The organism is Streptomyces turgidiscabies Car8, from assembly GCF_000331005.1.
Classification (GTDB): Bacteria; Actinomycetota; Actinomycetes; order Streptomycetales; family Streptomycetaceae; genus Streptomyces; species Streptomyces turgidiscabies.
This window is the reverse complement of the sequence record NZ_AEJB01000414.1, coordinates 21,275-47,852: the sequence shown is the minus strand read 5'-3', so window position 1 is coordinate 47,852 and position 26,578 is coordinate 21,275. Positions and strand designations below refer to the sequence as shown.

General features: G+C 70.7%; 24 protein-coding genes and 1 pseudogene. 12 read left to right on the top strand and 13 right to left on the bottom strand.

Going from position 1 to position 26,578, the window contains the following annotated elements:
- The 3 genes and pseudogenes from STRTUCAR8_RS50455 to STRTUCAR8_RS48505 form a co-directional block, all read right to left on the bottom strand.
- Window positions 1–258 (bottom strand): annotated as a pseudogene (locus STRTUCAR8_RS50455) (glycerophosphodiester phosphodiesterase); the annotation flags it as partial.
- A 166-nt stretch (window positions 259–424) separates the two neighbouring features.
- Window positions 425–2,458 carry a thioredoxin domain-containing protein gene (locus tag STRTUCAR8_RS30205; RefSeq protein WP_006379888.1) on the bottom strand — a complete coding sequence of 678 codons (2,034 nt, stop codon included), beginning with the start codon at window positions 2,456–2,458 and terminating at the stop codon, window positions 425–427.
- A gap of 30 nt (window positions 2,459–2,488) precedes the next feature.
- Entirely contained in the window at window positions 2,489–3,166 is a 678-nt protein-coding gene (locus tag STRTUCAR8_RS48505; RefSeq protein WP_143666597.1) for a hypothetical protein, read from the bottom strand.
- A 261-nt stretch (window positions 3,167–3,427) separates the two neighbouring features.
- Between STRTUCAR8_RS48505 and STRTUCAR8_RS30195 the strand changes: the two genes are divergently transcribed.
- The gene (locus STRTUCAR8_RS30195; RefSeq protein WP_006379930.1) at window positions 3,428–6,700 is read left to right on the top strand and encodes a tetratricopeptide repeat protein; all 3,273 of its coding nucleotides are present in this window, start codon (window positions 3,428–3,430) and stop codon (window positions 6,698–6,700) included.
- Window positions 6,701–6,757: 57 nt separating this feature from the next.
- Here the strand turns inward: STRTUCAR8_RS30195 and STRTUCAR8_RS54585 are convergent, their stop codons facing one another.
- Both STRTUCAR8_RS54585 and mca read right to left on the bottom strand, forming a co-directional pair.
- The gene (locus STRTUCAR8_RS54585; RefSeq protein ID WP_078507369.1) at window positions 6,758–7,057 is read right to left on the bottom strand and encodes a hypothetical protein; all 300 of its coding nucleotides are present in this window, start codon (window positions 7,055–7,057) and stop codon (window positions 6,758–6,760) included.
- Window positions 7,050–7,910 carry a mycothiol conjugate amidase Mca gene (mca, locus tag STRTUCAR8_RS30185; RefSeq protein WP_044473154.1) on the bottom strand — a complete coding sequence of 287 codons (861 nt, stop codon included), beginning with the start codon at window positions 7,908–7,910 and terminating at the stop codon, window positions 7,050–7,052. Before mca ends, STRTUCAR8_RS54585 begins: the two co-directional genes overlap by 8 nt.
- A gap of 199 nt (window positions 7,911–8,109) precedes the next feature.
- Here mca and STRTUCAR8_RS30180 point away from each other — a divergent pair, with 199 nt between their 5' ends.
- The gene (locus STRTUCAR8_RS30180) at window positions 8,110–8,508 is read left to right on the top strand and encodes a DUF4307 domain-containing protein (protein ID WP_006379914.1); all 399 of its coding nucleotides are present in this window, start codon (window positions 8,110–8,112) and stop codon (window positions 8,506–8,508) included.
- 191 nt (window positions 8,509–8,699) lie between these two features.
- Window positions 8,700–9,197, top strand: coding sequence for a transcription elongation factor GreA (gene greA, locus STRTUCAR8_RS30175; protein ID WP_006379924.1), 498 nt, complete (start codon window positions 8,700–8,702; stop codon window positions 9,195–9,197).
- A 93-nt stretch (window positions 9,198–9,290) separates the two neighbouring features.
- Here greA and STRTUCAR8_RS30170 read toward each other — a convergent pair whose 3' ends face one another.
- From STRTUCAR8_RS30170 to ilvA, 3 genes are all read right to left on the bottom strand, one after another.
- A complete protein-coding gene (locus STRTUCAR8_RS30170) occupies window positions 9,291–10,070 on the bottom strand; it encodes an ABC transporter permease (protein ID WP_086025823.1) in 780 nt (259 codons plus the stop codon).
- Window positions 10,071–10,087: 17 nt separating this feature from the next.
- On the bottom strand, window positions 10,088–11,110 hold the full coding sequence (locus STRTUCAR8_RS30165) for a daunorubicin resistance protein DrrA family ABC transporter ATP-binding protein (RefSeq protein ID WP_006379893.1): 1,023 nt from the start codon (window positions 11,108–11,110) through the stop codon (window positions 10,088–10,090).
- Between the two features lie 239 nt (window positions 11,111–11,349).
- Complete coding sequence (gene ilvA, locus STRTUCAR8_RS30160; protein ID WP_006379892.1) at window positions 11,350–12,588, bottom strand: threonine ammonia-lyase; 1,239 nt, start codon at window positions 12,586–12,588, stop codon at window positions 11,350–11,352.
- A gap of 164 nt (window positions 12,589–12,752) precedes the next feature.
- Between ilvA and STRTUCAR8_RS30155 the strand changes: the two genes are divergently transcribed.
- From STRTUCAR8_RS30155 to STRTUCAR8_RS30145, 3 genes are all read left to right on the top strand, one after another.
- Window positions 12,753–13,259 carry a MarR family winged helix-turn-helix transcriptional regulator gene (locus tag STRTUCAR8_RS30155; protein ID WP_179200656.1) on the top strand — a complete coding sequence of 169 codons (507 nt, stop codon included), beginning with the start codon at window positions 12,753–12,755 and terminating at the stop codon, window positions 13,257–13,259.
- A 131-nt stretch (window positions 13,260–13,390) separates the two neighbouring features.
- Window positions 13,391–13,897 (top strand): sigma factor-like helix-turn-helix DNA-binding protein, encoded by a 507-nt coding sequence (locus STRTUCAR8_RS30150; RefSeq protein WP_006379913.1) that lies wholly within the window; start codon window positions 13,391–13,393, stop codon window positions 13,895–13,897.
- A complete protein-coding gene (locus STRTUCAR8_RS30145) occupies window positions 13,894–14,142 on the top strand; it encodes a hypothetical protein (protein WP_006379927.1) in 249 nt (82 codons plus the stop codon). Before STRTUCAR8_RS30150 ends, STRTUCAR8_RS30145 begins: the two co-directional genes overlap by 4 nt.
- A 33-nt stretch (window positions 14,143–14,175) precedes the next feature.
- Here STRTUCAR8_RS30145 and STRTUCAR8_RS30140 read toward each other — a convergent pair whose 3' ends face one another.
- Window positions 14,176–15,330 (bottom strand): cystathionine gamma-synthase, encoded by a 1,155-nt coding sequence (locus STRTUCAR8_RS30140; protein WP_044473153.1) that lies wholly within the window; start codon window positions 15,328–15,330, stop codon window positions 14,176–14,178.
- Between the two features lie 132 nt (window positions 15,331–15,462).
- Between STRTUCAR8_RS30140 and STRTUCAR8_RS30135 the strand changes: the two genes are divergently transcribed.
- The 3 genes from STRTUCAR8_RS30135 (at window position 15,463) to STRTUCAR8_RS30125 (ending at window position 19,644) form a co-directional block, all read left to right on the top strand.
- Window positions 15,463–16,581 carry a hypothetical protein gene (locus tag STRTUCAR8_RS30135; RefSeq protein WP_006379906.1) on the top strand — a complete coding sequence of 373 codons (1,119 nt, stop codon included), beginning with the start codon at window positions 15,463–15,465 and terminating at the stop codon, window positions 16,579–16,581.
- Between the two features lie 250 nt (window positions 16,582–16,831).
- The gene (locus STRTUCAR8_RS30130; RefSeq protein ID WP_006379904.1) at window positions 16,832–18,499 is read left to right on the top strand and encodes a M48 family metalloprotease; all 1,668 of its coding nucleotides are present in this window, start codon (window positions 16,832–16,834) and stop codon (window positions 18,497–18,499) included.
- Entirely contained in the window at window positions 18,496–19,644 is a 1,149-nt protein-coding gene (locus STRTUCAR8_RS30125) for a hypothetical protein (RefSeq protein WP_006379928.1), read from the top strand. Before STRTUCAR8_RS30130 ends, STRTUCAR8_RS30125 begins: the two co-directional genes overlap by 4 nt.
- Window positions 19,645–19,701: 57 nt before the next feature.
- Here the strand turns inward: STRTUCAR8_RS30125 and msrA are convergent, their stop codons facing one another.
- The 3 genes from msrA to STRTUCAR8_RS30110 form a co-directional block, all read right to left on the bottom strand.
- Window positions 19,702–20,214, bottom strand: coding sequence for a peptide-methionine (S)-S-oxide reductase MsrA (gene msrA, locus STRTUCAR8_RS30120; RefSeq protein ID WP_006379908.1), 513 nt, complete (start codon window positions 20,212–20,214; stop codon window positions 19,702–19,704).
- Between the two features lie 192 nt (window positions 20,215–20,406).
- The gene (locus STRTUCAR8_RS30115; protein ID WP_006379889.1) at window positions 20,407–21,243 is read right to left on the bottom strand and encodes an MBL fold metallo-hydrolase; all 837 of its coding nucleotides are present in this window, start codon (window positions 21,241–21,243) and stop codon (window positions 20,407–20,409) included.
- Between the two features lie 246 nt (window positions 21,244–21,489).
- Window positions 21,490–22,041, bottom strand: coding sequence for a DUF3455 domain-containing protein (locus STRTUCAR8_RS30110; protein WP_006379901.1), 552 nt, complete (start codon window positions 22,039–22,041; stop codon window positions 21,490–21,492).
- A 464-nt stretch (window positions 22,042–22,505) separates the two neighbouring features.
- Between STRTUCAR8_RS30110 and STRTUCAR8_RS30105 the strand changes: the two genes are divergently transcribed.
- Together STRTUCAR8_RS30105 and STRTUCAR8_RS30100 are read left to right on the top strand one after the other, a co-directional pair.
- Window positions 22,506–23,195, top strand: a complete 690-nt coding sequence (locus tag STRTUCAR8_RS30105; RefSeq protein ID WP_006379926.1) for a maltokinase N-terminal cap-like domain-containing protein — start codon at window positions 22,506–22,508, stop codon at window positions 23,193–23,195.
- Window positions 23,196–23,291: 96 nt separating this feature from the next.
- A complete protein-coding gene (locus tag STRTUCAR8_RS30100; RefSeq protein ID WP_006379902.1) occupies window positions 23,292–24,221 on the top strand; it encodes a DUF5829 family protein in 930 nt (309 codons plus the stop codon).
- Window positions 24,222–24,347: 126 nt separating this feature from the next.
- Here STRTUCAR8_RS30100 and STRTUCAR8_RS30095 read toward each other — a convergent pair whose 3' ends face one another.
- Window positions 24,348–25,388, bottom strand: coding sequence for an NAD(P)-dependent alcohol dehydrogenase (locus tag STRTUCAR8_RS30095; RefSeq protein ID WP_006379909.1), 1,041 nt, complete (start codon window positions 25,386–25,388; stop codon window positions 24,348–24,350).
- Window positions 25,389–25,559: 171 nt separating this feature from the next.
- Here STRTUCAR8_RS30095 and STRTUCAR8_RS30090 point away from each other — a divergent pair, with 171 nt between their 5' ends.
- On the top strand, window positions 25,560–26,486 hold the full coding sequence (locus STRTUCAR8_RS30090) for a helix-turn-helix transcriptional regulator (RefSeq protein WP_044473152.1): 927 nt from the start codon (window positions 25,560–25,562) through the stop codon (window positions 26,484–26,486).
- The last annotated feature ends 92 nt before the right edge of the window (window positions 26,487–26,578 follow it).

Sequence of the window (26,578 nt, the reverse complement as noted above, 5' to 3'; positions counted from 1 at the left end):
TGCCGTATGTCGGACCAGGAGAGGTCCGCGATCCGGCCGCCGCCGTCCGTCACCCGGTCCAGTGTCGAGTCGTGGAAGGCGACGAGCTTTCCGTCCGCCGTGCGGTGCACGTCGGTCTCCAGATAGCGGTAGCCCGCCTCCACCGCCCGCCGGAACTGGAACATCGTGTTGTCCAGCCCGTCCCCCGCCCCGCCCCGGTGGGCGAAGGGGATCGGGCCGGGCCCCCCCGAGGTAGGGATGGCGTATCCGCGTGGTCACGGTCGCAGTATCGCCTCTTCCGGGTGCCCGGCGGCAACGACCGGACTGCCGGCCGATGCCGCCGGAACGGCGAACACGGGCAGGAACAGGTGGGCCAGCGGTCCGATCGCCTCAGGAACGGGATGGGACGGGTAGGGGCGGCGGGGGCGAAGAAAATGCCCCCGACTCACCCACCCAACGCGATACGCAACCGCTCCGGATCCGTCGTCGGAGCGTCACACGTGAAGTTCCGGCAGACATACGCAGCCGCCGCACCCCCGACAAGCGGCCTCCCGGCCAGCAACGGCAACTCCTCGCTGTCCACACTCCCCACCGCCACCACGGCCCCCGGCGCGGTAGCGAGCAGCGCCGTCCGGTGCAGCGCGACCGTGGCCGGATCACCGAGCGACGGCCCCACCACCGCAACCTCCCGAGGCCCGTCGAGCAACGCCTCCGCGACAGCGAGCCCCCACCCGATGAACCGTGGCACACGCGGCCCGAGCGCCTTCACGACCCCCAACGCCCGCTCGGCGGCGGCCCGATGAGGCACCGCGCCGGTCTGGGCGGCGTAACCGAGCAGCGCCCCCGCAGCCGCGGTCCACCCGGAGGGCACCGCGTTGTCGGTCGGGTCCTGAGGCCGCCGGATGAGCTGCTCGGCATCACTCGCGGTGTCGAACAACGCCCCCGACTCCTCGTCGACGAACCGCACGAGCACATGGTCGAGCAGGAACCCGGCGAACTCCAGCCAGACCCCCTCCCCCGTCACGGAGGCGAGGGCGAGGAACCCCTCGGCGACATCGGCGTAGTCCTCCAAGACCCCCGCGTTCGCGCCGACCTGCCCGTCCTTGCTGGTACGGGCGAGGTGGGCCCGGTCGTCCAGGTGAACCCGTACGAGAAGGTCGGCGGCGGCCAGCGCGGCGTCGACGAGGTCGGGCCGCTCGAAGTAGGCGCCGGTCTCGGCGAGCGCGGCGATCGCGAGCCCGTTCCAGGCGGCGACCACCTTGTCGTCCCGCCCGGGCGCGGGCCGCTCACCACGGGCGGCGAGCAACCGCGCCTTAACGTAGTCGACCTTCTCGGCGTCGAACACGCCCTCGTGCTGCGGGAGCTGGAGAACCGAGGCGCCCTCCTCGAAGGTGCCGTCCGCCGTGACCCCGAAGTACTGCGCGGCAAGCTCCGCGTCCTCGGCCCCGAGCACCTCGGTGAGCTGGGCCGGTGTCCAGACGTAGTAGGCGCCTTCGACGTGCTTGCCGGTCCCGTCGTCACTGTCGGCGTCGAGCGCGGACGCGAACCCCCCTTCGGCGGTGCGGAGTTCACGCACCAGGAAGTCGGCGGTCTCCAGGGCGACGCGCCGAGCGAGTTCGGAACCGGTGGCGCGCCAGAGGTGGGCGTAGACGCGGCACAGCAGCGCGTTGTCGTACAGCATCTTCTCGAAGTGGGGCACGACCCACTCCCGGTCGACGGAGTAGCGGGCGAAGCCGCCGCCGAGCTGGTCGTAGATCCCGCCCCGGGCCATGCGCTCGCAGGTGTCCTGGGCCATCTGCAGCGCCCCCTCGGACCCGGTGCGGGCGCCGTGGCGCAGCAGGAACTCCAGGACCATGGACGGCGGGAACTTGGGGGCGCCGCCGAATCCGCCGCGCTGCGCGTCGTACTCCCGGGTCAGCCCGAGCAGCGCCCGCGCCTGGTCCTCCTCGGTCGGGGCCTCGGTGGCTCCGTACCCGATCTCCCGTCCGGCCAGATCCCGCACGATCTTCTGCGCGACCTCGGCGACCTCGTCACGCCGGTCGGTCCAGGCGGACCTGACCCCTTCCAGCACCTCCCGGAAGGAGGGCATTCCGCTGCGGGGCTCGGGCGGGAAGTAGGTGCCGAAGTAGAAGGGTTCGGCGTCGGGCGTGAGGAACACCGTCATGGGCCAGCCGCCCTGCCCGGTGGCCGCCTGGACGGCCTCCATGTAGACGGCGTCGACGTCGGGGCGCTCCTCGCGGTCGACCTTGACGCTGACGAAGTTCTCGTTGAGGTAGTCGGCGGTGGCCTGGTCCTCGAACGACTCGTGCGCCATGACGTGGCACCAGTGGCAGCTGCTGTACCCGACGCTCAGCAGGACCGGTTTGCCGCTGCTCCGCGCCTCCGCGAACGCCTCTTCCGACCAGGGCCACCAGTCGACCGGATTGTCGGCGTGCTGGAGGAGATAGGGCGAGGTCTCATGGGCCAGTCGGTTCGGCATGGGGTCCATCCTGCCGCAGGACCCGACGCGTCAGGCCCCAGGCGTGTCCCAGACGGTGATGTTCAGTTTCCCGGTGCCGACGCTCGGCGCGGTGACGACCTTCAGGTACGCGACGCGGCCCTTGCCGGTCATCAGGCAGAAGCGGCCGCCCGGCTTCGCGTCCGCCGTGTAAGTGCCCGCCTCCTGCACGGCGTCGGCACACTCAACAGCCGTCGGGGCGGCGCCGGAGTCCGGCAGGGGAGCCAGATTGGACGCGGAGCCCGGCACGAACAGACCGAGGGACGCGCCGAAGATGATGTCCGCGCTCTTGTTGGCGTCGCCCATCACGATCGGCCCGGACCCGTCCAGGTCGATGTACGACCCCGAATTGGTCGTGTCGGCATCGACGGTCTCCGGCCCGTACAGCGCCTTCTGCGCCGTCTGCGCCTCAGGGCTCTTCGGGGGCGCCGGAGCCGGTTGCTCCTGGTCGGCGGCGTCCGCCGACGCGGACGACCGGGTCGGCGTCGGCGCCACGTTCTCGTCGGCCCTGTCGTCGGACGAGTTCGGCCGGCTCACCAGCAACGTGACAAGCAGTCCCACGACAGGGATGACGATGCCGACGACCCACCAGGCCCAGCGCGGCGGCTGCGGTGCCTGCGGCGGTGTGGGCGGTGCCGGGTACCACTGCGGGTGCGGCGGACCGCCCGGTGGCGGGTTCACGCTGCTCATGTCCTGTTCTCCCCGTTCGACGTCTGCGATCACGATAGCTGTGCGGCGAACCTCCCGCATCAACCGCATCTGCCGCAACAACCCCATCTGTCGCGTCAACCGGCGTGACCGGCACGGCGATCAGGGCCCCACGCCCCCTCGCCCCGATGCGCCGTCCGCAGCACACTTGACCAAGGACCACCGAGGACAAGCCGTTAGCCGTTGCTGCCGAACAGCCGTCAGATCGCTGCCAGTCAGATCGCTGCCAGAGGGGGACACACCATGCGGGACAGCCACCGGGCGGAAGCCGAGCGGCTGTTGGGCCGGGCCGTGGAGGAAGAGGTACGGCGATCCGGGGGGCGTACCGACGGGACTGTGCTGCTCACGCGGGCGCGCGGGGCGCTGGACGCCATGGCGCAGTCGTCAGCGGAGGAGTACGAGGCGTACACGCGGGCGCTCGACGAGGCGAAGGCCGGGCAGCTCACCTTCGGGCAGCGCTACGCCCGTGAGGGGGCCGGAACTCCGTTGCTGGTGGCGGCCGTTGCCGCGCTCGCCGCGGGCGTCGCCGACCTGGCGCTCGGCACCGGGGCGGGCACCGCCGTGGGCGCGGCGCTGACCGTGGGCGTGGTGGGCGCCGTCGCGACGGTCCTGAAGGTGACCGCCTCCCATGTGCCGGCCGCTCACCATCGCGCGGGCGCGGTGAGCCAGCCCGGCGGTCCCGACCAACTGCGGCTGAGCTGGCTGACGGCGCTGGAGGTACGCGGTATCCGCCCGTTCCTCGACCAGCAGCGGGTGCTCAGCGCGTCCACCGGGCCGAAGAAGGCGGGGCCGAAGCTGCGCGGCAGCGACAAGAGCGCGGCGGCCCGCAGTCGCAGCGTCCTGGAGCAGTCGTTCGCCCAACTCCCCGATCCGGACGAACCGTTCGCGGGCCGGCGTCAGGAGCTTGCCCGTATCCGGCAGTGGGTGCACGCGGCCCGCGCGAGTACGGAGACCCGGCCGACCCTGGTCGTCCTGCACGGCGCGTCCGGCAGTGGGCGCAGCGCCCTCGCGATCCACGCGGCGCACGATCTGCGGGACCAGTTCCGGGGCGCGTGCGTGGTGGATCTGCGCGGCGACAGCCCGGAGGAGGCGCCGCTGCCCACCCGGGACGCCCTGCTGCATCTGCTGAACCGGCTCGGCGCGTCCCGCGAGCAACTGCTCTTCCGTGAGCGTTCGTCACCGGAACAGCAGGTCAGAAGGCTGAGCGAGCTGTACAACCAGCATCTCACCAGTGTCCCGGTGACGATCGTCCTGGACGACGCCCAGGACCCCGAGCAGGTCCGCACCCTCGTCCCGGAGCGCTCCGACAGCCTCGTCATCGTCACCGCCCGCGAGCCCCTCGCCCTCCCGGACGACCTGCCCTTCTGGGTGCATCAGCTGCCCGTCGAGGCCCTGGACGCGGCGGGCGCGGAGGAACTGCTGAACGCGTCCACGCAGCCGGAACCGGGGTCGGGGCCGACATCGGGGTCAACGGCAGCAGCGGGTGCGGTGGGAGGCTCGGGGCCGGGGCCGGATCCGTACGACGCCGAATCCGAGGAGCGGATACGGGAGTTGTGCGGCGGGCTGCCTCTCGCCCTGCGTATCGCGGGCTCCTCGCTCGGCTCGCGCAGCCGGCGGCAGCTGGCCACGGACCTGGGCGCGTACGGCCCGGTGGAGCCGGTCGAGCGGGTGCTGTGGCTGCGCTACACCGACCAGTCGGAACAGGGCCGGCGGCTGCTGCGCAGGCTGGCGCTGGCCGGGCGGGCCTCGCTCGGCGCCGCCGCGGCGGCGTCCCTGCTGGCCACGGACCGGACGGAGGCGACCCGTCAGCTGGACGCGCTCGCCCGCGCGGGCCTGATCGACCATGTCCGGGGCAGCCGTTACCGTCTGCACGACCTGGTCCGCGCCTTCGCGCAGGCCCGCCTCCTGGACGAGGAGGAACCGGCGGAGCGCACGGCCGCGCAGGAACGCCTGATCGTCAGCTACGGCGAGCTGGCCGACTCGGTGCTGCGCCTGGTCGACGGCAACATGTCGACCCGCTCGGACCGCTTCAGCCCGCACGGCTTCACCTCCCTCGACGAGGCGCTGCGCTGGCTGGACGACGAGTCGAGCTTCATCACGGCGACCCTGCGCCACGCGGAGGGCGTCAACCAGGCCGCCGTACTCAACCTGCTGGGCGCCCTGTGCGACTACTGCCTGCTGCGCGGCGACCTCTACCGGCTCGGCGAGATCAGCGAGCTCGCGGAGTCGGTGGACCAGGGGCTGCTGGTCCGTTCCGTGCAGTGGCGTACGGGCATCGCGGCCCGTCAGCTCGGCGAGCTGGACAAGGCGCGCACGACGCTCACGTCGGTCGTCGAGCTGTACATGGAGGCCCACCACGACGCGGGCGCAGCCCGGGCTCTGTGCTCGCTCGGGATCACGCTGCACCACCAGGGCAACCTGGTCGAGGCGGCGGCGAAGCTCCAGGAGGCTCTGGATCTCCAGCAGGCTCCCGAACTGGCGACCGACCGCGCCTGGACGATGCACGCCCTCGCCGCCGTCGAACGCGACCGCTCCCGCCTCGCCGAGGCCTGGGACCTGCTGACCCGTTCCCTGGTCCTGCACCGCGAGGGCGAGTCGATCCACGGCGAGGCCTGGGCCCACTTCCAGCTCGGCCAGCTGGGGCTGCGGATGGGCGACGTACCGCGCGCCGAGTCCGAACTGCGCACTGCCCTCGATCTGTACGGCCGTACGCGCGACGCCCGTGGCGAGGCCTGGGCGCTGACCCAGCTGGCCCGGGCTCGGCTGGTCGCCGGGGACGCGTCGGCGGCGGTGGACGGGCTGCGGCGGGCGGCGGCGGTCCACCGGGACAATGAGGACGCGCGCGGCGAGGCCTGGTCGGTCTACTACCTGGGCCAGTCCCTGGAGGAGACGGGCAACCTGGATCTGGCCGTACGCGAGCTGGAACGTTCCCGCACGATGTTCTCCCGTATCCGGGACGTCTACGGCCTGGCCTGCGCCCGCCATCACTCGGCGCGCGTCACCCGCGACCAGCGGGCGGTCCAGACGGGCTCGCTGCGCAACTCGGGGTTCGCCCGGCAGCTCCTGGTGGACGCCCGCGCCGACTTCCAGCGCATCGGGGTCGCCCACGGCGAGGCCTGGACCTGTCTGGAGCTGGCGGTGGTCGACGCCGGGAACACCCGGACCCAGCAGGCGCTGGCCCTGTGCGACGAGGCGATCGGCCTGTTCACCTCGTACGGCGACCGGCGCGGCGAGGACTGGGCGCGTTTCCTGCGCTGCACCCTCCTGCCGTACGCGGCCCCCGGCGGCGTCGACATCGGCACGGCGGTGGCCCAGGAGGAGCTGAGCCAGCTCTCGCGTGGCCGCCATCCGTCCCGCGACGAGAAGCTCGACGACTACGTCGACGCCTACCAGCTTCTCCTGGAGCGCGGGGTGGCCCTGGAGTCGGGCTGGCAGGCGTGGCGTCTGGGCATGATCCCGAACCGGCACGCCCGGGAGGTCATGGGAGTGCCGGTGGCGGCGGCCGGCCGGCGGTAGGCGGACGGGAGGCAGGAGGGAGGTGCGGTCACCGGGTGCCGGGCACCCGGTGCGGCCTCACTCCCGCCCGGATCCCTTGGCGGAGCCCTTGACGGCTCCGTCGACCGTTTCCCTGGCCGTCTCCTTGCCCGGTTCGTCGGCGGCGCCGGGGGTCCTCTCGGAGTCCGGTCCCTCCTTGAACTCGATCCTGCCCATCTGCTTGTTCATGGACTTCATCAGGGCCCACACGGCGAGAGCCATCACCGCGAACACGATGAAGCCGAGGACACCGGGGGTCACCTTGTCCTCGTCGACCTCCGCCGCGAAGGAGACGGCGTGCGACATTGCCAGGCTTGCGCTTGCGCTCATGTCAGGCATTGTCTCGGATGCCCGCAAAGAGGTCGTCCTCGGGGAGGGATGTGTCCACGAGCGACTTCGCCAGCTCGTACTCCTCCGTCGGCCAGACCTCCTTCTGAAGCTCCATCGGCACCCGGAACCAGCCCCCGTCGGGGTCGATCTGCGTGGCGTGGGCGATCAGCGCCTTGTCCCGGATCTCGAAGAACTCCGCGCACGGAACATGCGTGGTCAGCGTGCGCTCGGCGCGCTCGAACTCCGACCAGCGCTTCAGCCAGTCCCCGTACGGCGACTCCATCCCGCGCTCGATCAGCGCGTTGTGCAGCGCCTCGGTGCGCGGCCGGTTGAAGCCCTGGTTGTAGTACAGCTTCTGCGGCTGGTACGCCGGGCCGAACTCCGACTCCGGGTACTTCTCGGTGTCCGCCGCGCCCTCGAAGGCCACCATCGAGATCTTGTGGGTCATGATGTGGTCGGGGTGCGGGTAGCCGCCGTTCTCGTCGTAGGTGGTGATCACCTGCGGACGGAACGTGCGGATCTGCTTCACCAGCTCCCCGGCCGCCTTGTCCACGTCCTCCAGGGCGAAGCAGCCCTCGGGGAGCGGGGGCAGCGGGTCGCCCTCCGGGAGGCCGGAGTCGACGAAGCCGAGCCACTCCTGCTTGATGCCGAGGATCTCGCGGGCCTCGTCCATCTCCTTCTTGCGTACCTCGTGGATGTGCTCCTCGATGTACTTGTCGCCCTGAAGCTTCGGGTTGAGGATGGAGCCGCGCTCCCCGCCCGTGCAGGTCACGACGTGCACGTCCACCCCCTCGGACACGTACTTCGCCATGGTGGCCGCACCCTTGCTCGACTCGTCGTCGGGGTGGGCGTGCACGGCCATCAGTCGCAGCTGATCAGTCAAGACTCAATCCTCGTAAGTCGGCATCCGGTGTGAGCGGGCATTCAACAGGGGTCGTCCCGAAGGGACGTCGATGAGGGGCGGAGGTCGGGTGGCGGGTGGGAGGCTTCTATAGTGACCGAACCGAGCGGCCAATAATTCCGGGGCCCGGCCTTTCAGGGCTCTCGCGGAAGGGACGATCATGAGTACGGCGACCACGCCACTGCCCGAGGGACGGTACGGCCGCTCCACGGACGAGCGCGCCGACCGCAAACTCAAGATCGCCGCCGCCGCACTCGGAGCGGTACTGCTCGTCGTGGTCGGCTGGTTCGGCTACCACTACGTCGTCGGCACCAAGATCAGTGCCGAGATCATCACCTTCAAGACGTACGACGACTCGGTCAGGGTTCACCTCGAGGTCCGCAAGGACTCCGGTACTGACGGCTACTGCACGGTCCGCTCCCAGGCTGAGAACGGCGCCGAGGTCGGCCGCGCCGACTTCCGCTTCGACGGCGACGCCACCCGCATCGACCGGGCCGTCACGCTCCGTACGACGTCCCAGGGCACGACCGCCGAGCTGCTCGGCTGCCACGCCGACTGAGGCCGCCGCCGGGGAAATCCGCGGGGTCACTCTCATCACACAACCACTGACCTGCGCCGACATACTTCTGACGGCTTATGTCCTCCCCCTGCCGCCGCTGAATTGTTAGGCTCGTGGTTTCGCCCATCCGTGAAGGAACATTCTTCTTGGTAGGGCGTTGCTTTGTATCCCAGTACCTACGAGGAGCACCTGTGACCCAGACCAGCGAGAACGTCACCTGGCTGACCCAGGAGGCGTACAACAAGCTCAGGGACGAGCTTGAGCACCTTACTGGTCCTGCGCGCACGGAGATCTCCGCCAAGATCGCCGCCGCGCGTGAGGAGGGCGACCTGCGCGAGAACGGCGGGTACCACGCGGCCAAGGAGGAGCAGGGCAAGCAGGAGCTCCGTGTGCGCCAGCTGACCCAGCTCCTGGAGAACGCGAAGGTCGGCGAGGCTCCGGCGGCGAACGGCGCGGTCGCGCCCGGCATGGTCGTGACCATCGCCTTCGACGGTGACGAGGACGACACGCTGACCTTCCTGCTCGCCTCCCGCGAGTACGCCAGCTCCGACATCGAGACCTACTCGCCTCAGTCCCCGCTGGGCCGGGGAGTGAGCGACAAGAAGGTCGGCGCGGACGCCCAGTACGAGCTGCCCAACGGCAAGCTCGCCACCGTGAAGATCCTCAAGGCCGTGCCCTACCAGGCCTGACCTCTCGGATCGGACCCTTGCAGTCCTTCGGGATACCTTGCTTCGGCCCTTGCGAGCCCCCGGCGCCCTCCTGGCGCCGGGGGCATCGTCATGTCAGCTCTCCACCCGGCGGTACTTGCGGACCGCGAGCGTCCGGAAGGCGAAGATGATCACGACCGACCAGATCAGCGACGCCCACACCGGATGCTGCATGGGCCAGGCGTCGGACGCCTCGAAGCCCGGGGGAAGGTTGCCGAACAGCTCCCGTGCGGCCTGCACGGTGGCGCTGAAGGGGTTCCACTCCGCTACGTGCTGCAGGAAGCCCGGCATCTGGTTGGCGTCCACGAACGCGTTCGAGATGAACGTCAGCGGAAAGAGCCAGATCAGCCCGCCCGAGGTCGCCGCTTCGGGGGTGCGCACGGACAGGCCGATGAGCGCGCCGATCCAGGAGAACGCGTATCCGAGCAGCAGAAGCAGGCCGAATCCGGCGAGCACCTTGCCGAGGTTCTCGTGCGTACGCCAGCCGATGATCAGGGCGACGACCGCGAGGACGACGAGAGTGAGCGCCGTCTGCACCAGGTCGGCGACCGTGCGGCCCGTGAGCACGGCACCTCGCGCCATGGGCAGCGAGCGGAATCTGTCGATGAGCCCCTTGTGCATGTCGTCGGCGATGCCCGCACCCGCGCCCGCGGTGGCGAACGTGACGGTCTGCGCGAAGATGCCCGCCATCAGGAACTCGCGGTATGCCTGAGTGGAGGTGGACGAACCGACCTGGATCGAGCCGCCGAACACATAGGTGAACAGCACGACGAACATGATGGGCTGGAACAGCCCGAAAATGATCATCTCGGGAATGCGGCCCATCCGGATCAGGTTCCGGCGGGCGATGATCATCGAATCGCTTACGGCGCTCACTTGGCGGTCCCCTTCTCGCTCTTCTCGCTCTTCTCGCTCTTTTCTCCGTTCCCGCCGTTCTCGCCGTCCTTCACCTCGGCCACATGGCCCGTCAGGGAGAGGAAGACGTCGTCGAGGGTCGGGCGGCGCAGGCCGATGTCGTCGATCTCGATGCCGCGGGAGTCCAGTTCACGGATGACCTCGGCGAGGAGCTTCGCACCGCCGGTGACGGGCACGGTGAGCTTGCGCATGTGCTCCTGGACGGTGACCTCGCCCTGGCCCTTGCCGAAGGCGTTGAGCACCTCGGACGCGGTCGCTATGTGCTCGCGCTCGTGCACGACTACCTCGACGCGCTCGCCGCCGGTGCGGGCCTTGAGCTGGTCGGAGGTGCCGCGCGCGATGACGCGGCCTTGGTCGACCACCGCGATGTCGTGCGCGAGATGGTCGGCCTCCTCCAGATACTGCGTGGTCAGCAGCAGGGTCGTCCCCCCGGAGACCAACTCCTTGATGACTTCCCACAGCTGCTGGCGGTTGCGGGGGTCGAGGCCGGTCGTCGGTTCGTCCATGAACATCACCGGCGGTGAGACGACCAGGGCCGCCGCGAGGTCGAGCCGGCGGCGCATGCCTCCGGAGTAGGTCTTCGCGGGGCGGTCGGCGGCGTCCGTGAGGTGGAACTGCTCCAGCAGTTCGGCCGCGCGGGCCTTCGCCGGCTTCGCCTTCATCTGGTAGAGCTGACCGACCATCTGCAGGTTCTCGCGGCCGGTCAGATACTCGTCGACCGCCGCGAACTGGCCGGAGAGGCCGATCGAACGGCGGACGGCGTCGGGGTTCTTCAGGACGTCGATGCCCGCGACGACCGCCGTGCCGCGGTCGGGCCGCAGCAGGGTCGTCAGACAGCGGACGGCGGTGGTCTTACCCGCTCCGTTCGGCCCGAGGAGGCCGAGGACCGTGCCCTCCGGGACGTCCAGATCGACGCCGTCCAGAGCTTTTACGTCACCGAAGGTCTTCACCAGACCTTCGGCATAGATGGCGCCTGGCATATCAGTTCTCCACGTCGTTGGGGATTGCCGCGTCGTTGGGAATCACCGCGAAGGCCTAAATTTTTCTCCTTTGCCCCGCCCGGCGGGGAAGAGGAGGATGAGCGAGCGCACGAAGAGAGCGGGTGCGGCGCGTGCGATGCCCCGGCACACACCATAACGCGATGTATCGCGTCTCTCAATGTATTTTTCCAGAGCCACCCGTCCGAGTGACGGCGGCCGTCGGGCCGGTGGCTCCGGCCTCAGCCGATGACGGTGTAACCGGCCTCGCGCAGCGCCAGACCGACCTCGGCGCAGTGCGCCGGCCCCTTCGTCTCCAGGTGCAGTTCGACCTCCGCCTCAGTGAGACCGAGTCGCGGGTCGGTCCGGACATGGCTCACGTCGAGGACATTGACGTCGACCACTGACAACACCCCGAGAAGAGTCGCGAGGGCCCCCGGCCGGTCCGTCAGACGCAGCCGAACCGCCAGGTAGCGGCCCTGTGCGGCCATGCCGTGGCGCAGGATGCGCTCCAGCAGCACCGGGTCGACGTTGCCGCCGGACAGCACCGCGACGACCGGCCCCTCGAAGGATCCGGGCCGGCTCAGCAGTGCGGCGACCGGGCTCGCCCCCGCCGGTTCCACGACGAGCTTGGCGCGCTCCAGGCAGAGCAGCAGTGCTGCCGACAGTTCGTCCTCGCTGACCGTGCGGACCTCGTCGACCAGCTCGCCGATGATCCCGAACGGCACGTCACCGGGCCGCCCGACCTTGATCCCGTCAGCCATCGTGGCCGGGTTCGCGACCGACACCGGCCGCCCCGCCGCCAGCGAGGGCGGATACGCCGCCGCGCCCGCCGCCTGTACGCCCACGATCCGTACGTCGGGCCGCACCGACTTCACGGCGACCGCGATCCCGGCGGCCAGGCCGCCCCCGCCGATCCCGACGAGGATCGTGCGGACCTCGGGGCACTGCTCCAGGATCTCCAGACCCACCGTGCCCTGCCCGGCGATGATGTCGGCGTGGTCGAAGGGGTGGATGAACACCGCGCCCGTCCGGTCCGCGTACTCCTGGGCGGCGGCCAGCGTCTCGTCGACGACCTGACCATGCAGCCTCACCTCGGCGCCGTACTCGCGGGTGGCGCTGATCTTGGGCAGCGGCGCGCCCTGCGGCATGAACACCGTGGCGTTCACCCCCAGCAGCGCCGACGCCAGCGCGACCCCCTGCGCATGGTTGCCGGCACTGGCCGCGACGACACCGGCGGCCCGTTCCTCGGGCAGCAGCCCGGCGATACGGACGTACGCGCCCCGCAGCTTGAAGGAGCCGGTCCGCTGGAGGTTCTCGCACTTGAGGTGCACCGGCGCGCCCACCAGCTGGGACAGGTGCCGGCTGCCCTCCATGGCCGTCATCCGCGCCACGCCCAGGAGCATCTTCTGGGCACCGCGTACGTCGTCGAGAGTGACGGGCCGCAAGGAGTGCAAGGAGTCAGCCGTGCTGTAGCTCATGACTCAAGTCTCGCAGTTCACAGGCGCGGACTCGCGGTGTGACCAAGCTCCGAGACCTGTTTACGCAGCGTCGGTACGGCCCGCCTTCCGGCCGCGTACCCTGTCCCCCAACCCAGCACCCCCTTTCATGAAGCGAGCCCCCGGCCATGCCCACAACACCTGAAATGTCGATGGACATGACGACCGTCGGTGACCCCGGTCTCCTCGACACGTTGCAGCACGAGGTCGCGGTGTTCGCGCGCCGTGCCGAACAGACCCGGCTCGGGGGAGTCGGGCAGGTGCGCAACTCGATGGACCGCGCCGCGTATCTGCTGCTCAACCGCCTCGACAAGGAAGGCCCGATGGGCGTCAAGGCGCTCGCGGCGAGCATGGGCATCGACTCGTCGACGGTCACCCGGCAGGTGGCTCCGCTCGTCGACACGGGCCTCGTCAAGCGCACCTCGCACCCCGAGGACGGCCGCGCGGTGGTCCTCCAGCTGTCCCCGCGCGGGCTCGCGCGGCTGGAGGAAGTGCGTTCTTCCAGGCGCCAGTTGATGGCCGAGCTGACGGAGGAGTGGGCGCCGGAGGAGCGCGAGGTGTTCTGCACGCTCCTCACGCGCTTCAACACCGCCCTCTCCGCCCGCCAGGCCGCCCAGGGCATCCCGGTGGGCGAACCGGGCCCCGCCTCCTGACACCGGTGCCCGAACCGTCTCCCACGCGCGCGTGCCCGCCGCCCGGCGGACTGGTGCTTCCTGGCTCTTGACCGGCGGGCGGCATCTGGCCTCAGATGAGACCGGGTCCTTGTCGTACGGCGGGAGGCACGGTGCGAGAACGGCAGGCGTCCCCCGGTGCCGGACCGGGCCGGGACTTCGAGGCGTTCGTCGCGGGCGCGGCCGGACGGCTGCTGCACACGGCCACGCTGCTCACGGCGGAGGCGCCGCAGGACAACCCGCGCGCGCGGCGCCTGCTCACGCACGCCTTCGCGCACACGTACGCGAGCTGGCACCGGATGCGCGGCGAGGACCCGTACGACCGGGCCCGCCAGTACCTCGCCGTCCGCTTCGCGCGCGGGGCCTGGCACCAGTACGGCGGCCTCGGCCGGGCCCGTGCGCACCCCGGCAGCGCCCTGGCCGTACTCACCCCCCAGCAGCGGCTGATCCTGGTCCTGCGGCTGTACGAGGGGGTCGGCGAGGAGCAGACGGCGGCGCTGCTGGGTCTGCCCACGGAGCGTGTCCACGCGATCTGTGACCGTGCGACGGCGACGCTGCTGCACCCGCCGCGGGGCCCGGCGCCGCCGGTCGTGGCCGGGCCGAAGGTGGTGCCGTCGTGAGCCGGCGGGACCGGGAGGTCGCCGCGCGGCAGATCATGGAGGGCAGGCCGCCCCCGGTGCCCCCCGACCTGTACGTGGAGGTCGTACGGCGTGGCGGCCGGATGCTGCGGCGCAGGCAGGCGGCGCGGCGGCTGATGTGGCTGCTGCTGGTCGTCGCGGTGCTCGTGTTCAGCGTGTGGGCGGCGACGGTCCAGCCGTGGGTGGTGCCTCCGTCGCACACGACTCCACCCGTGAACGGCTGGTGAGACCCGGTCTCGGTGACCGGGTCTCCGGCCGGTCTAGCCGATGGCCTGCTGGAGGTCCTCCAGCAGGTCGTCGACGTTCTCGATGCCCACGGAGAGGCGTACGAGGTCGCCCGGCACCTCCAGGGCCGACCCGGCGACGGACGCGTGCGTCATGCGTCCCGGGTGCTCGATCAGGGACTCCACACCGCCGAGGGACTCGCCGAGCGTGAACACCTTGGCGCGGTTGCAGACCTCGACGGCCGCCTCCTCGCCGCCCTGGACCTGGAACGAGATCATGCCGCCGAACGCCCGCATCTGCTTGGCGGCGACCTCGTGACCGGGGTGCTCCGGGAGCCCCGGGTACAGAACGCGCGTCACGCGCGCGTGCCGGGTGAGCATGTCGGCGATCCTGGTGGCGTTCTCGCTGTGGCGGTCCATCCGCACGGCGAGGGTCTTGGCGCCGCGCAGCACCAGCCAGGAGTCGAAGGGCCCGGCGACCGCGCCCATCGCGTTCTGGTGGTACGCCAGTTCCTCGCCGAGTTCCTGGTCGCCGGTGACCAGGGCGCCGCCGACGACGTCGGAGTGGCCGCCCATGTACTTGGTCAGGGAGTGCACGACGACGTCCGCGCCGAGGGCCAGCGGCTGCTGGAGGTAGGGCGTGGCGAAGGTGTTGTCGACGACGAGCCGGGCACCGGCGCCGCGGGCGATCTGGGCGACGGCGGCGATGTCGGTGATACCGAGGAGCGGGTTGGAGGGGGTCTCCACCCACACGACCTTGGTCTTCGGGGTGAGGGCGGCCCGTACGGCGGCGGGGTCGCTGGTGTCGGCGACCGACCACTCGACGCCCCACCGGGCGACGACCTTCGCGAAGAGCCGGAACGTGCCGCCGTAGGCGTCGTTGGGGATGACCACGTGGTCGCCGGGGCTGAGCAGCGTACGCAACAGGCAGTCCTCGGCCGCCAGTCCGGACGCGAACGCGAGACCGCGGCGACCGCCCTCCAGGGCCGCGAGGTTCTCTTCGAGGGCGGTGCGGGTCGGATTGGCGCTGCGGCTGTACTCGTATCCGCCGCGCAGGCCGCCGACGCCGTCCTGCTTGTAGGTCGAGACCTGGTAGATCGGCGGGACGACCGCGCCGGTGAGGGGATCCGCGGTGTTGCCCGCGTGGATCGCGAGGGTCTCGAAGTGCTGACTGATGTGCCTGTCGCTCATGTGCACCGAGGGTAGTGCGCTCGCGGGTTCGATGACGCCCACCGCCTGTGGGACCGGGTTCGGGGCGGGCCGGGACGGGGTGGGGACGGGCCTGGTTCGCCAATTGTCAGAGCCGTCTGGTTCGCTTGGGGCATGGAGATTCTCTGGGTCCTGATGGCGCTGGTCATGCTGGGCTTCGTGGTGTTGCCGTTCGTGCGGCGCAGGAGTGCCGGTATTCAGCAGGTCGCCCCCGGGGACCCGGACGCCGCGGACCCGGCGAACTACGGCTTCGTCCGGCAGGAGGCGCTGGACATCCGGATGCCCGGCCCCGACCAGGATCTGCTGGACGTCCTGGACGTCGTGCAGCGCACACAGGACTACAGAGCGGCGGCGCAGCTCCTCGCCGGCACGGAGAAGGACGGTGAGCGGCGCTGGCAGCGCGTGCAGGCCTTCGCGGGCGCCGCGTCGCTGGAGCTGCGGCAGCGCCCCGGCGGGGTGAGCGAGACGCCGGGCGGCCAGTGGCTGCGGGTGTGGCGGACGGAGATGCCCAAGGACGCGGGCGGCGCGGCGGTGCACGCGGAGTTCCTGGTGCAGCAGGCGTGGCGGACGTCGACGCCCGGGACGGACGAGTTCCGGATCATCATGGAGGAGGCGAAGGCGGCGTGCGGCGACGCGGCGCTCCTCTCCCCCGGTGACCCCGTCCCGTACATCGTGGAGCTGTCGGTGGCGCGCGGGCTGGCGTACTCCCGGCCGGAGTTCGAGCAGCTCTGGCTGAAGATCCTCGACCGGGCTCCGGAGCACATGGGGGCGCATCTCGCGGCGCTGCACTACTGGTGCGAGAAGTGGCACGGCTCGCGCGCGCTGGCGATGTCGTTCACGGAAGCGGCGGCGGCCCGGGCCCCCGAGGGCTCGCTGCTCGCGGCGATGCCCCTGTTCGCGGTGTTCGAGCATCTCCCCGAGATCAACCTGGTCAGCGGCTTCTACCAGAGCGAAGTGGTGACGAAGTCGATCCACGGCGCGCTGTACGCGGTCCACGCGGCCCGTCCCGACGACCCGATGCTCGCTCACGTACGCCATCTGCTGATCTTCTTCCTGGTGCGCTCCGAGCGCTGGGCGGAGGCCATGAGCCAGCTGGTGCACGTGGACGGCCACGTGGGCGCGCTCCCCTGGACCCTCACCGCCGACCCGGCGTCGGAGTTCGCGGTGTACCGGGCGCTGGCGGTGGCCGGGTACGAGGCGAACGGCGGAAGCCCGGCGACGCTGCTGCGGTGAGCGGGGGAACGGCGCCCTCCCAGGTGGCCGTGACCGCGACGGGCGGAGGCGTCCGGGGACAGGGAAAGGACGGCGCGCGTCCGTCCTGACGCCCTCTGTCCCACCCCGTCCCCGCTGGCATGATCATGCCTTGCCTGCCCGCGTGCCCGTAGGCGATACTCCGCTTCCCCCCACCCGCCGGTCATGACCCCACCGCTCGGCCGCGCGCCCTTCCTACCGTCCCCGTTCCCCGTGGAGGGATCCCGGCCCGATGGGCTCGACCCTGCGCGCGCTGCGCGCTCTCGTACTGCTCGCCGGCTTCTATCTGCTCGGCGTGCTTCTGCTGGCGGCGCTCGCCGGCACCGACTTCCTGCTCTTCGCACACGCCCCGACGGCGGTCGCGGCGAAACTGACGGCCGTCTCCGTACTGCTGGCGATTCCGTTGGCCCGCGGCCTGCTCATGCTGCGGACACCGAAGGGCGAGGAGCCCCCGGGCCTGCCCGTGACCGAGGCCGAGGAGCCCGAACTCTGGCGCATCGTGCGGGAGTTGGCCGAGCAGGTCGGCACCCGCGCCCCGTCCCGTATCGTCCTCACCGGCGATGTCAACGCCGCCGTCAGCGAGGACGCCCGTCTGCTCGGCCTCCTCACCGGACCGCGCCGGCTCTACCTCGGCGTACCCCTCATGCAGGGGCTGACCGAGGCCCAGCTGCGCGCGGTCCTCGCCCATGAGCTCGGCCACTACGCGGGTTCCGACACCCGTCTGGCCGCCCTCACCCTGCGCGGACGCGTCCAACTCGTGCGCACCATAAGGAACTTCGAGGAGCGCGCCGGCAGCACGGAAGCCCGGGAACGGGCCCGGCAGGAGCGGAAGAACGCCAGGGCCGAGGCCAGGGGCAAGGCGGCGCGGACGATCGACACGGCGGGCGCGGGTATCACGTACCGCGCGCTGGCCCGGATCTACACCGCTTACGCCAAGGTGTACCTCCGCGCCACACTCGCCGACTCCCGCCGCCAGGAGTACGCGGCCGACGCCTCCGCCGCCCGGATAGCCGGCCGCGACGCCATCGCGTCCGCACTGCGCGAAATCCCGGTGCTGGACGGCGCGTTCGGCTTCTACGTGCGCTCCTACGCCACCCTCGGCACCGAAGCCGGGCTGCTGCCGCCGCACGGTGAGGTGTTCGGCGGCTTCGGCCGGATGCTGACCGCCCGCCAGCTCGAACTGGCCAGCCTGCGCAGCGAGTTGCCCACGGAGCCGACCTCGCCGTACGACTCTCACCCGGCCGTCGCCGACCGCGTACGCCGGATCGAGCTGCTGCCCGCCGACGGCCGCGCGGACGAGGCCCACGGTGCCGCCATCGCCGTACTGACCGACGAGGTGCGTACGTTCGCCGCGCTGGAGGAGGCCGTACTGACCGACGAGGTACGGCAGTTGCCGCGCACCGCCGACTGGCAGGAACTCCTCGACGGCGCGATGTCCGGCAGCCTCGCCACGCTGAACACCCCGCTGCACCGGGCCCTCGCCCTGTACACGAAGGACCGCCCCTCCCTCCCGGCCCTCCTCACCCTCATCGACGACGGCCAACTGTGGCAGCTGGCACGCAGGTTGCCGCTGTCGGACGAGGCGGTCGCGGCGAAGGGACGGGCGTTCCGCGAGTTCGTCCGCCCGACCCTGCACAACTCGTTGCACAGCATGGTGATGGCGGAGTTCAGCGCGCGGTCGCGGATGCGCTGGGAGTTCTCCTGGGAGCAGCCGGCGAAGGCACGTCTGCTGCCGACGCCGGGCGCCACACCGGACGCCGGCGCCCCGGGGCTGGAGGCCGCGATCGCCGGCGCCGTGGACACGGCCCTCGCCGATCCCCCGGACACCGCCCCGCTGCGCGCCCTGCTTCCCCCCGCTCCCCGCGACCCCGCGACCCGAGAAACGGACGCTCCCCGATGACCGTACTGCTGTGGATCCTGGGCATCCTGGCCGTGCCCACCGTGATCGTCGTGCTCTGGCTGGGCGGGGTGTTCGTCAAGGAGTTCGTCGCCCAGGCGTCGCGAAAGGGCGGCGGTGAGGACGGTGACGGTGGCGCGGAGGCCGCCGCGCGGCTCGGCCTCCTGCCCGCCGAGCGGCAGAACACGAAGACGGCGGGACCGCTGCCGGCCGGCTGGGAGGCGGCACTCGACGCGGTACGGGGCGGTGGTGACGCCGGCTGGAGGGCCGCAGCCGAACTGCTGCGCGGTATCGGCCGGGACTGGGACCGCCGTTCCCTGGCCACCTATCTGTTGGCGGACATCGCCGCCGAGGACGACACTTGGCTGCTCGCCTGGGAGGCCGACGGGCCGGCCGGATCCGACGACCCTGACGCAGCCCTGGTCCGTGCCCGCAGCACGGTGATCCTCGCCTGGAACATCCGGGGCGCCAAGCTGGCCAGCAGGACGACGGGCGAGCAGTTCGCGGGCTTCCACCGGATGCTGCAGCGCTCCCGCGAGGAGATAGCGAGGGCCGCGGCACTCGGCCCGGACGACCCGACCCCGTACGTCACGGAGATCTGGACCGCGCTCGGCCTCGGCTACCCGCACTCCGAGATGGACAGGCTCTGGTCGCAGCTCACCGCCCGCGACCCGCACCACTACGAGGCGCACTTCTCGGCGCTGCAGTACTGGTGCAAGAAGTGGCGCGGCTCGAAGCAGCTCGCGACCGAGTTCGCGGAGCGCGCGGCGGCAGCCGCACCACTGGGCAGCCTGTTGACGGTGCTCCCGCTGATCGCCCACTTCGAGCACGACGACTCGGACGACAGCGCCGCCGACCGTACGCCCGAGATGATCGCCCGGGTGAACGCCGGCCTCGCCGACGCGGCGGCGGCCGACCCGACCCACCCGCGCCTGCCGGAACTGCGCCACCTCCTGGCGTACTACCTCTCCCTCCAGGACCGCGACGAGGCCGCGATCGAGCAGTTCAGGCTGGTCGACGGGTATGTGGAAGCCCTGCCGTGGCGCTACCACGGCACGGGAATGGCGGCCCGCTACTGCCGTATCCGGAACCTGTCGGCGCGAGCGGTCGTGTCGGCGGAGACGGAGCAGGAGCAGGAGCAGGAGTAGGGGGAGTAGGAGGAGAGGGGGTCGAGAGCGGCCCTCTCTCGGTCAGCCCTCTCGCCGTCAGCCCTCCGTGCGGGCGGGCAGCCGCCATCCCGGGCGGGGGAAGTGGCAGGTGTAGCCGTTCGGGTAGTGCTGCAGGTAGTCCTGGTGCTCGGGCTCGGCCTGCCAGAAGGGGCCGACCGGCTCCACCTCGGTGACGACCTTGCCGGGCCAGAGGCCGGAGGCGTCCACGTCGGCGATCGTGTCCTCGGCGATCCGCTTCTGCTCGTCGTCCACGTAGTAGATCGCCGAGCGGTAGCTGAGGCCGATGTCGTTGCCCTGGCGGTTTTTGGTGCTCGGGTCGTGGATCTGGAAGAAAAGCTCCAGGATCGCGCGGAAATCGGTCGCCTCGGGGTCGAAGAGGATCTCGATGGCCTCCGCGTGCGTGCCGTGGTTGCGGTACGTGGCGTTCGGCACGTCACCGCCGGTGTAGCCGACCCGGGTCGCCGTCACGCCCGGATGGCGGCGGATCAACTCCTCCATCCCCCAGAAGCATCCGCCCGCCAGCACGGCCCTCTGCGTCTGCGCAGCCATTGCAGCCCTCCCATATCTGTCAGCTCGGTCGCTGGGCTGCTCGGCTGCTCGCACATCACCGGCATCCCTTGCCCGCTTGACTCAACGTACGAGGGTTCCAGGCAATTCCGTGCCCGGCCAACCGGCCGGACGGTCGTCGGCCGGCGACCACGGCGAGGAGTGCGCCGACCCGCCGGCTTGGCAGCGCTGGAGTCATCCCCGGCCGGCGGTCGCAGGCTGCTGCTCGCCGCCAGGGGGCTCGAACCCGGCCAGCATCTCCTCCAGCGCCGCCTGATCCGGCCCCACGAACGCCGACTCCCCGGGTGCCGAGCCCAGCGTGTCGATCATCTGCCCGGTCATTCCCCGGGCCGGCGGCAGATGCGTGGACAGGACGAGCTCCGGTTCCCAGTCCCGCAGCAGCTGGAAGGTGGCGAGGAACTTCCGGACATCCACGTTGTGCACCCATGGGCTGTCGACCGTGGCCCACAGCAACTGCGCGGCCCGCAGGTCCTCCACGCCGACCGCGCCCACGTCCTCCGCGTTTGCCAGTTCGGCACTGGGCATCGGCCCGCCGAAGCAGTCGGAGCTGAAACAGACCCCCGACCGGTCGTCGAAAAGTCCGACCGTGGCCGGGTTGTCGAAAAGCGGCGGCCTGAACCCCGTGAGGGTACGGTCGCCGACGTCCAGGGTCTGGCCCGGGTTGAGCAGATACAGACGGTCGAGCGGCAGCGGTCGCTCACAGGACATGAGCCCGGCGGACAGGAAGGTCGTCACGACACGTGCTTCGGGCGCCGCTTCCAGCAGATCGAAGATCCCACCTGTGTGATCACGGTCCGGGTGCGTCAGCCAGATCCAGCGCACGTCAGCGGGGTCGAGCACGGAGGCGACCGCCTCCAGGAAGTTGCGGTCGGGCAGCCCGAGCCCGCTGTCGATGACGACGGGCTGCGAAGCGTGCACGACAAATGCGTTCACCGGGAGGTGCCCGATTCCCGGCACTTCGAGGCTGTCGTTCAGGACGCTGATGTCCGGGCGAATCCTGTGAACGGGCATGTCACATCTCCACGCCCCCCAGGGTCGTGATCGCCGCGCGGCCTGCCCTTCCATCGTCGGCCCATCCGCCGGGCACCGCATCCCGACGGGGACACCGGGCAGGCGCCGCAGCCCGACAGGGAGGGTGTCTGCGGATTCCCGCAGCTCGACGGAGGCCACAGTCCCGGGTGCCGGACGGTACCGGTACCGGGACCGTGGCCTTACGCCGCTTCTGCCCTCTAAATCAGGGCAGTTGACGATCCGCGACTACTTGACCGGCTTGTAGAACGTGTACGTCGCGGAGTACGGGACGCTCACCTGGTCGGTACCGGTGCAGGCGGCGGCAGGGGCGACGCCGCCGTGGGTGTTGAGGCGCTGGATGTAGGAGACATCGGCGAAGGTACCGGTGCCGCGCGTGGTGGTGGACTTGAGGAGGAGCTCCGGAATGGTGCCCGTCTTGGGGGAGTTGGCGACGGCGGCGGCGTTGACCGCGCTGCCGTCCACCGTGGACACCCAGACCGGGCCACGGGAGTGGAGGGCGACGGGGCGGTGGGAACGGTCGCTCCTCGCCCACAGCGTGGCGGCGGGCTCCAGCAGCTTCCAGGCGCCGTCGGTGCACGTGTAGGTCTGGACGCCTTCGGCGGAGAAGACACCGGTGAGTCTGTTGCCGTCGGGGACCTTCAGTGCGGCGGGGGCGTCGACGCCGTGACGGGCGGGCTGCGAGACGGCGGCCTGGCCGACGGTCGCGCTCGCGAGCGTACCTGCGGCTACGGCGGCGAAAGCTGTGGTGGTGAGGATGAGTCGCTTGGCGAGTTTCATCGGGCTTGTCTCCAGAACGTTTCTGAACGCTGAACCATGAACTGAGAATCAGGAACGGTGAACGGTGAACTCTGAACGCTGAATCAGGACGCGGGTGCGGCACGGATGTCACGCGTCCCCCGTGCCGGAACTGTGAGCTCCGTCGATCTCCCGGGCACGGTAATGGCTCCCGCGCCCTCGGCCTCGCCCTGAGCCGTGAGGATCAGCGACAAGAACGTGAACAAGTCGTGTGCACCGCAGGCGAGTTGAGCGTGATGACCACGAGGCGCCCGGTGGGCCGGGGCTGCCCGGCGGAGATCATCACGTCTCACGAGGAGGGAAGTATCGCCGTACGGCTCCCAGCTGGACGAGGACCTACGGGGCACCCGCACGGGCACGCCGTCGCGCACTCGGGGCCTGCGTCTGACCGACGGACGTCGGCCCCGAAAGGGGAATCATCTGCCCCCGGAGCCGGTTCACGAGGCATGGCTGTCATCCACAACACGACCATGTCCCCCGGCAAGCTGGAGCTGCTAGCGGCCTGGCTGCCCACCCGGCCCTGGTATGTCTCCTCGGGTCGGGAGCCGGAGTTGAGCAAGGCCGGGGGTTTTCGGCTCGATGACCCGGAGGGGGAGGTGGGGATCGAGTTCATGGTGGCCACGGATGCCTCCGGCGGCACCCCGGTCTCCTACCACGTGCCGCTCAGCTACCGGGGCGCGCCGCTGGGCGGAGCCGACCAGGCACTCGTGGGGACGTCGGAGCACGGGGTGCTGGGCAAGCGGTGGATCTACGACGGGGTCCATGACCCGGTGCTCGTGGCCCAGTTGCTCGCGCTGCTCCAGGGCCGCGCCGAAGCACAGGCCCAGAGCGTGAGCGGCGCTCCCGACCCCTCGGTCGCCGGTCACTTCACGGGGGCGGGCTTCTCCGGCGAGGTCGTGTCCCTCACCGTCACCGACGGTCAGGACGGCACCGCCGTCGTGGTCGAAGCCGGGGCGGACAGTGGGCCGGCGAGTGCTCTGACCCTTCAGGTGACGCGGGTCCTCCCGGCGCCGGAAGAGCCCGCCGAGGGTCTCGACCCGACCGGAGCCCGGGGACAGATCACCGCGGGCTGGCGTCTGCCGGACGGCAGCGAGGGCCGCACCCCGTTCGTGCTCGTCGGCGACAGCCCGCGCTGAAAAGACCGCACGGCGTACGGCGAGAGCGGCTTTCACCGGCGGACGCAAATCCTCCGTCCTACGATCGCTCACATGCTGCTTCGAAGAACGTTACGGATGATCATCGTCATCGCTGTGGCCCTCGCAGCGGCGGTGCAGGGAGGTGCCGCGAACGCGGCACCCGCCCAGGAGAACCAACCACCGTCACCTGAACGGCAGTTGCTCTACTACAACCACGCCTACGGGGTGTTCGACCGGGAGACCGCCGACGCCGTCGAACACTCCGCCTACCTCCGGGAGTTCGCCAACTTCCAGGTCCGCACCACGACCGGCGCCGGCGGCGAGACCTGGACCGGCCGGTATCTGATGGGCCGCGAGACCTACCTCGAACTGTTCGGCGTCGGCGACGTACCCGGCCAGGACGGCACCCTCGGCTCCGCCGGCACCGGCCTGTCGACCGAGCGCGACGGCGATCAGGCCACCGTGATCGAGCGGTTGCGGGAGCAGGGGGTCACCGACCCGGTCCTGTTCCAGCAGACGCGGGACTTCGGCGACGGCGTCCCGGTGCCGTGGTTCGACGCGGTCCTCACCACCGTCGAGTACGACGCCTACGGTGCCTGGGCGATGGAGTACACGCCCGAGTACTTCGCCGACCCGCGCAGCAACACCGAGCCGGCCGCCTTCCCCGGTGACGTCGGCCGGGAACGCTATCTGTCCGACCTCTACCGCGACCACCTGATGCGGAACATCACCTCGGTCCGCCTCGCGGTCACCGCCCGCGACCTGGCATCCACCGTGCCGCTGCTGCGGGCCGGCGGCTTCGCCGTCAGGTCGGTGGCGAACGGCGGCATCGTCGCGAAGGGCGGCGGCACAACGATCCGCTACGACGTCGTCACGCGGGAACACGCGGGGATGCGGCGCGTCGAGATGTCCCTCAACCACCCGGTGTCCTACCGCCACAGGGAACAGCTCGGCCACTCGACCCTCACCGTCGGCCCGGGCGCCCACGCCGTGTGGACGTTCGCCGACACCAGCGGAACCGGCTGACCGAGGGGACGGGGACTGTCCCTCTTCCCTGACACCGACAGCGCCGAGGGCCCCGGCGTCAACCACCGCCGGGGCCCTCGACCGACATCACATGAACGTCAGGACGCGCTCAGGACGCGCAGGACGTCAGATCGTCGCCGTGTCGATCACGAAGCGGTAGCGGACGTCGCTCGCGAGAACACGCTCGTACGCCTCGTTGATCTGCGAGGCGCTGATCAGCTCGATCTCCGAGCCCAGGTTGTGCTCGGCGCAGAAGTCCAGCATCTCCTGGGTCTCCTGGATGCCGCCGATGCCGGAGCCGGCGAGGGTCTTGCGGCCGGCGATCACCGAGAAGAGGTTCAGCGCGACGGGCTCCTCCGGGGCGCCCACGTTCACGAACGCGCCGTCCGTCTTGAGGAGGGCCAGGTAGGCGTCCAGGTTCAGCGGGGCCGAGACCGTCGACAGGATGATGTCGAAGGTGCCGCGCAGCTCCTTGAAGGTGGCCTCGTCGCTGGTCGCGTAGTAGTGCGCGGCGCCCAGCTTCAGGCCGTCCTCCTTCTTGCGCAGGGACTGCGAGAGGACCGTGACCTCGGCGCCGAGCGCGTGCGCGATCTTGACGCCCATGTGGCCGAGGCCGCCCATGCCGAGGATCGCGACCTTCTTGCCGGGGCCGGCGTTCCAGTGCTTCAGCGGGGAGTACGTGGTGATGCCGGCGCAGAGCAGCGGCGCGGCCACGTCGAGGGAGAGGCCGTCGGGGATGCGGACGGTGAAGCTCTCGTCGACGACGATCTTCTCGGAGTAGCCGCCGTACGTCGGCTCGCCCTTCTTGTCGAGGGCGTTGTACGTGCCGACGCTGCCACCGGTGCAGTACTGCTCCAGGCCGGCCTTGCAGTTCTCGCACTCGCGGCACGAGTCGACCAGACAGCCGACGCCCACGTGGTCACCGACCGCGAACTTGGTGACACCGGAACCGACCGCCTCGACGACACCGGCGATCTCGTGGCCGGGCACCATCGGGAAGATGGCCTCGCCCCAGCCCTCGCGGGCCTGGTGGATGTCGGAATGGCAGATTCCGGCGAACTTGATGTCGATCAGGACATCGAACTCGCCGACCTCCCGACGCTCGATGGTGGTGCGCTCCAGGGGAGCCTTGGAGGACGGGGCGGCGTATGCGGCGACAGTGGTCATGCCGGGGGTTCTCCTAGGGGGATTGCGTGCCCGGTCGCCTTCTGACCGCGCACGACGACCAGTCTGCCGAACGTTCCCCCGTTCACCCAGCCCACGCCTTTGCGTACGTCCAGCGGTCGTACCACTGGCGGGGTCAGGCTCGTGTTCGTACGACCGGCGATACTGGACCGTATGGACGAACAGCTCGAATCCGCGCATCCGGCGAACGCCTCCGGTAGCACCGGTACAGGTGGGGCTCTGGACCGGCGTGCCGAGCTCAGTGAGTTCCTGCGCACCCGGCGGGCCCGGCTCAAGCCCGAGGACGTGGGGCTGCCTGACTTCGGACGGCACCGCCGGGTGCCGGGGCTGCGCCGCGAGGAGCTGGCCCAGCTGGCCGGGGTGTCGGTGGCCTACTACACCCGTCTCGAACAGGGCAACGGGCTGAACGTCTCCGCGGAGGTCCTCGACGCCATCGCCCGCGCCCTGCGGCTGACGGGCGCCGAACACGCCCACCTCACCCACCTCGCCAAGCCGAAGCAGCACAAGAAGAAGCCGTCGGTGCGGGCGCAGGTCGTACGCGGGACGCTGCTGCAGCTGCTCGACACGATGGAGGGCGTACCGGCGTACGTCGCCGGGCGACGTTCGGACATCCTGGCGTGGAACGCGATGGCGGCGTCCCTCTTCGGGGACTGGGCCGAGCTGCAGCCGCAGGACCGGAACTGGGCGCGGATGGTGTTCCTGCGGCCCGAGTACCACGAGCTGTTCCTGGACTGGGAGCAGAAGGCGATCGACATCGTCTCCTATCTGCGGATGGACGCCGGCTGCTATCCGGAGGACCCCCGGCTGGCCGCGCTGGTGGGTGAGCTGTCGGTGAAGAGCGAGGAGTTCCGGCGGCTGTGGGCGACCCACGACGTCAAGGAGAAGAGCCACGGGGTGAAGCGGTTCCGGCATCCCCTGGTGGGTGAACTGACCCTGAACTACGAGTCGTTGAGGCTTCCGGACGACAGCGACCAGACACTGATCGTCTACCACGCGGAACCGGGGTCGCCCTCGGCGGAGGGCTTGCGCCTGCTGGCCAGCTGGGGCCGGGACGCGACACGGGCGGGTACGGCTTCCTGAACTGCCCTCCTCCCCGCGACCGATGCTCCCCGACTGACGCCCCCCGACTCCGCGCACGCGAACGGCCCGCCGGAGGAATCCCCCCGACGGGC

Bases quoted from the DNA above. Each gene is read 5' to 3' on its own strand.
- STRTUCAR8_RS30205 (WP_006379888.1), bottom strand. From the start codon at position 2,458: ATGCCGAACCGACTGGCCCATGAGACCTCGCCCTATCTCCTCCAGCAC.
- STRTUCAR8_RS48505 (WP_143666597.1), bottom strand. From the start codon at position 3,166: ATGAGCAGCGTGAACCCGCCACCGGGCGGTCCGCCGCACCCGCAGTGG.
- STRTUCAR8_RS30195 (WP_006379930.1), top strand. From the start codon at position 3,428: ATGCGGGACAGCCACCGGGCGGAAGCCGAGCGGCTGTTGGGCCGGGCC.
- STRTUCAR8_RS54585 (WP_078507369.1), bottom strand. From the start codon at position 7,057: ATGCCTGACATGAGCGCAAGCGCAAGCCTGGCAATGTCGCACGCCGTC.
- mca (WP_044473154.1), bottom strand. From the start codon at position 7,910: ATGGCCGTGCACGCCCACCCCGACGACGAGTCGAGCAAGGGTGCGGCC.
- STRTUCAR8_RS30180 (WP_006379914.1), top strand. From the start codon at position 8,110: ATGAGTACGGCGACCACGCCACTGCCCGAGGGACGGTACGGCCGCTCC.
- STRTUCAR8_RS30170 (WP_086025823.1), bottom strand. From the start codon at position 10,070: ATGATCATCGCCCGCCGGAACCTGATCCGGATGGGCCGCATTCCCGAG.
- STRTUCAR8_RS30165 (WP_006379893.1), bottom strand. From the start codon at position 11,110: ATGCCAGGCGCCATCTATGCCGAAGGTCTGGTGAAGACCTTCGGTGAC.
- ilvA (WP_006379892.1), bottom strand. From the start codon at position 12,588: ATGAGCTACAGCACGGCTGACTCCTTGCACTCCTTGCGGCCCGTCACT.
- STRTUCAR8_RS30155 (WP_179200656.1), top strand. From the start codon at position 12,753: ATGTCGATGGACATGACGACCGTCGGTGACCCCGGTCTCCTCGACACG.
- STRTUCAR8_RS30140 (WP_044473153.1), bottom strand. From the start codon at position 15,330: ATGAGCGACAGGCACATCAGTCAGCACTTCGAGACCCTCGCGATCCAC.
- STRTUCAR8_RS30135 (WP_006379906.1), top strand. From the start codon at position 15,463: ATGGAGATTCTCTGGGTCCTGATGGCGCTGGTCATGCTGGGCTTCGTG.
- STRTUCAR8_RS30130 (WP_006379904.1), top strand. From the start codon at position 16,832: ATGGGCTCGACCCTGCGCGCGCTGCGCGCTCTCGTACTGCTCGCCGGC.
- STRTUCAR8_RS30125 (WP_006379928.1), top strand. From the start codon at position 18,496: ATGACCGTACTGCTGTGGATCCTGGGCATCCTGGCCGTGCCCACCGTG.
- msrA (WP_006379908.1), bottom strand. From the start codon at position 20,214: ATGGCTGCGCAGACGCAGAGGGCCGTGCTGGCGGGCGGATGCTTCTGG.
- STRTUCAR8_RS30115 (WP_006379889.1), bottom strand. From the start codon at position 21,243: ATGCCCGTTCACAGGATTCGCCCGGACATCAGCGTCCTGAACGACAGC.
- STRTUCAR8_RS30110 (WP_006379901.1), bottom strand. From the start codon at position 22,041: ATGAAACTCGCCAAGCGACTCATCCTCACCACCACAGCTTTCGCCGCC.
- STRTUCAR8_RS30105 (WP_006379926.1), top strand. From the start codon at position 22,506: ATGGCTGTCATCCACAACACGACCATGTCCCCCGGCAAGCTGGAGCTG.
- STRTUCAR8_RS30100 (WP_006379902.1), top strand. From the start codon at position 23,292: ATGATCATCGTCATCGCTGTGGCCCTCGCAGCGGCGGTGCAGGGAGGT.
- STRTUCAR8_RS30095 (WP_006379909.1), bottom strand. From the start codon at position 25,388: ATGACCACTGTCGCCGCATACGCCGCCCCGTCCTCCAAGGCTCCCCTG.
- STRTUCAR8_RS30090 (WP_044473152.1), top strand. From the start codon at position 25,560: ATGGACGAACAGCTCGAATCCGCGCATCCGGCGAACGCCTCCGGTAGC.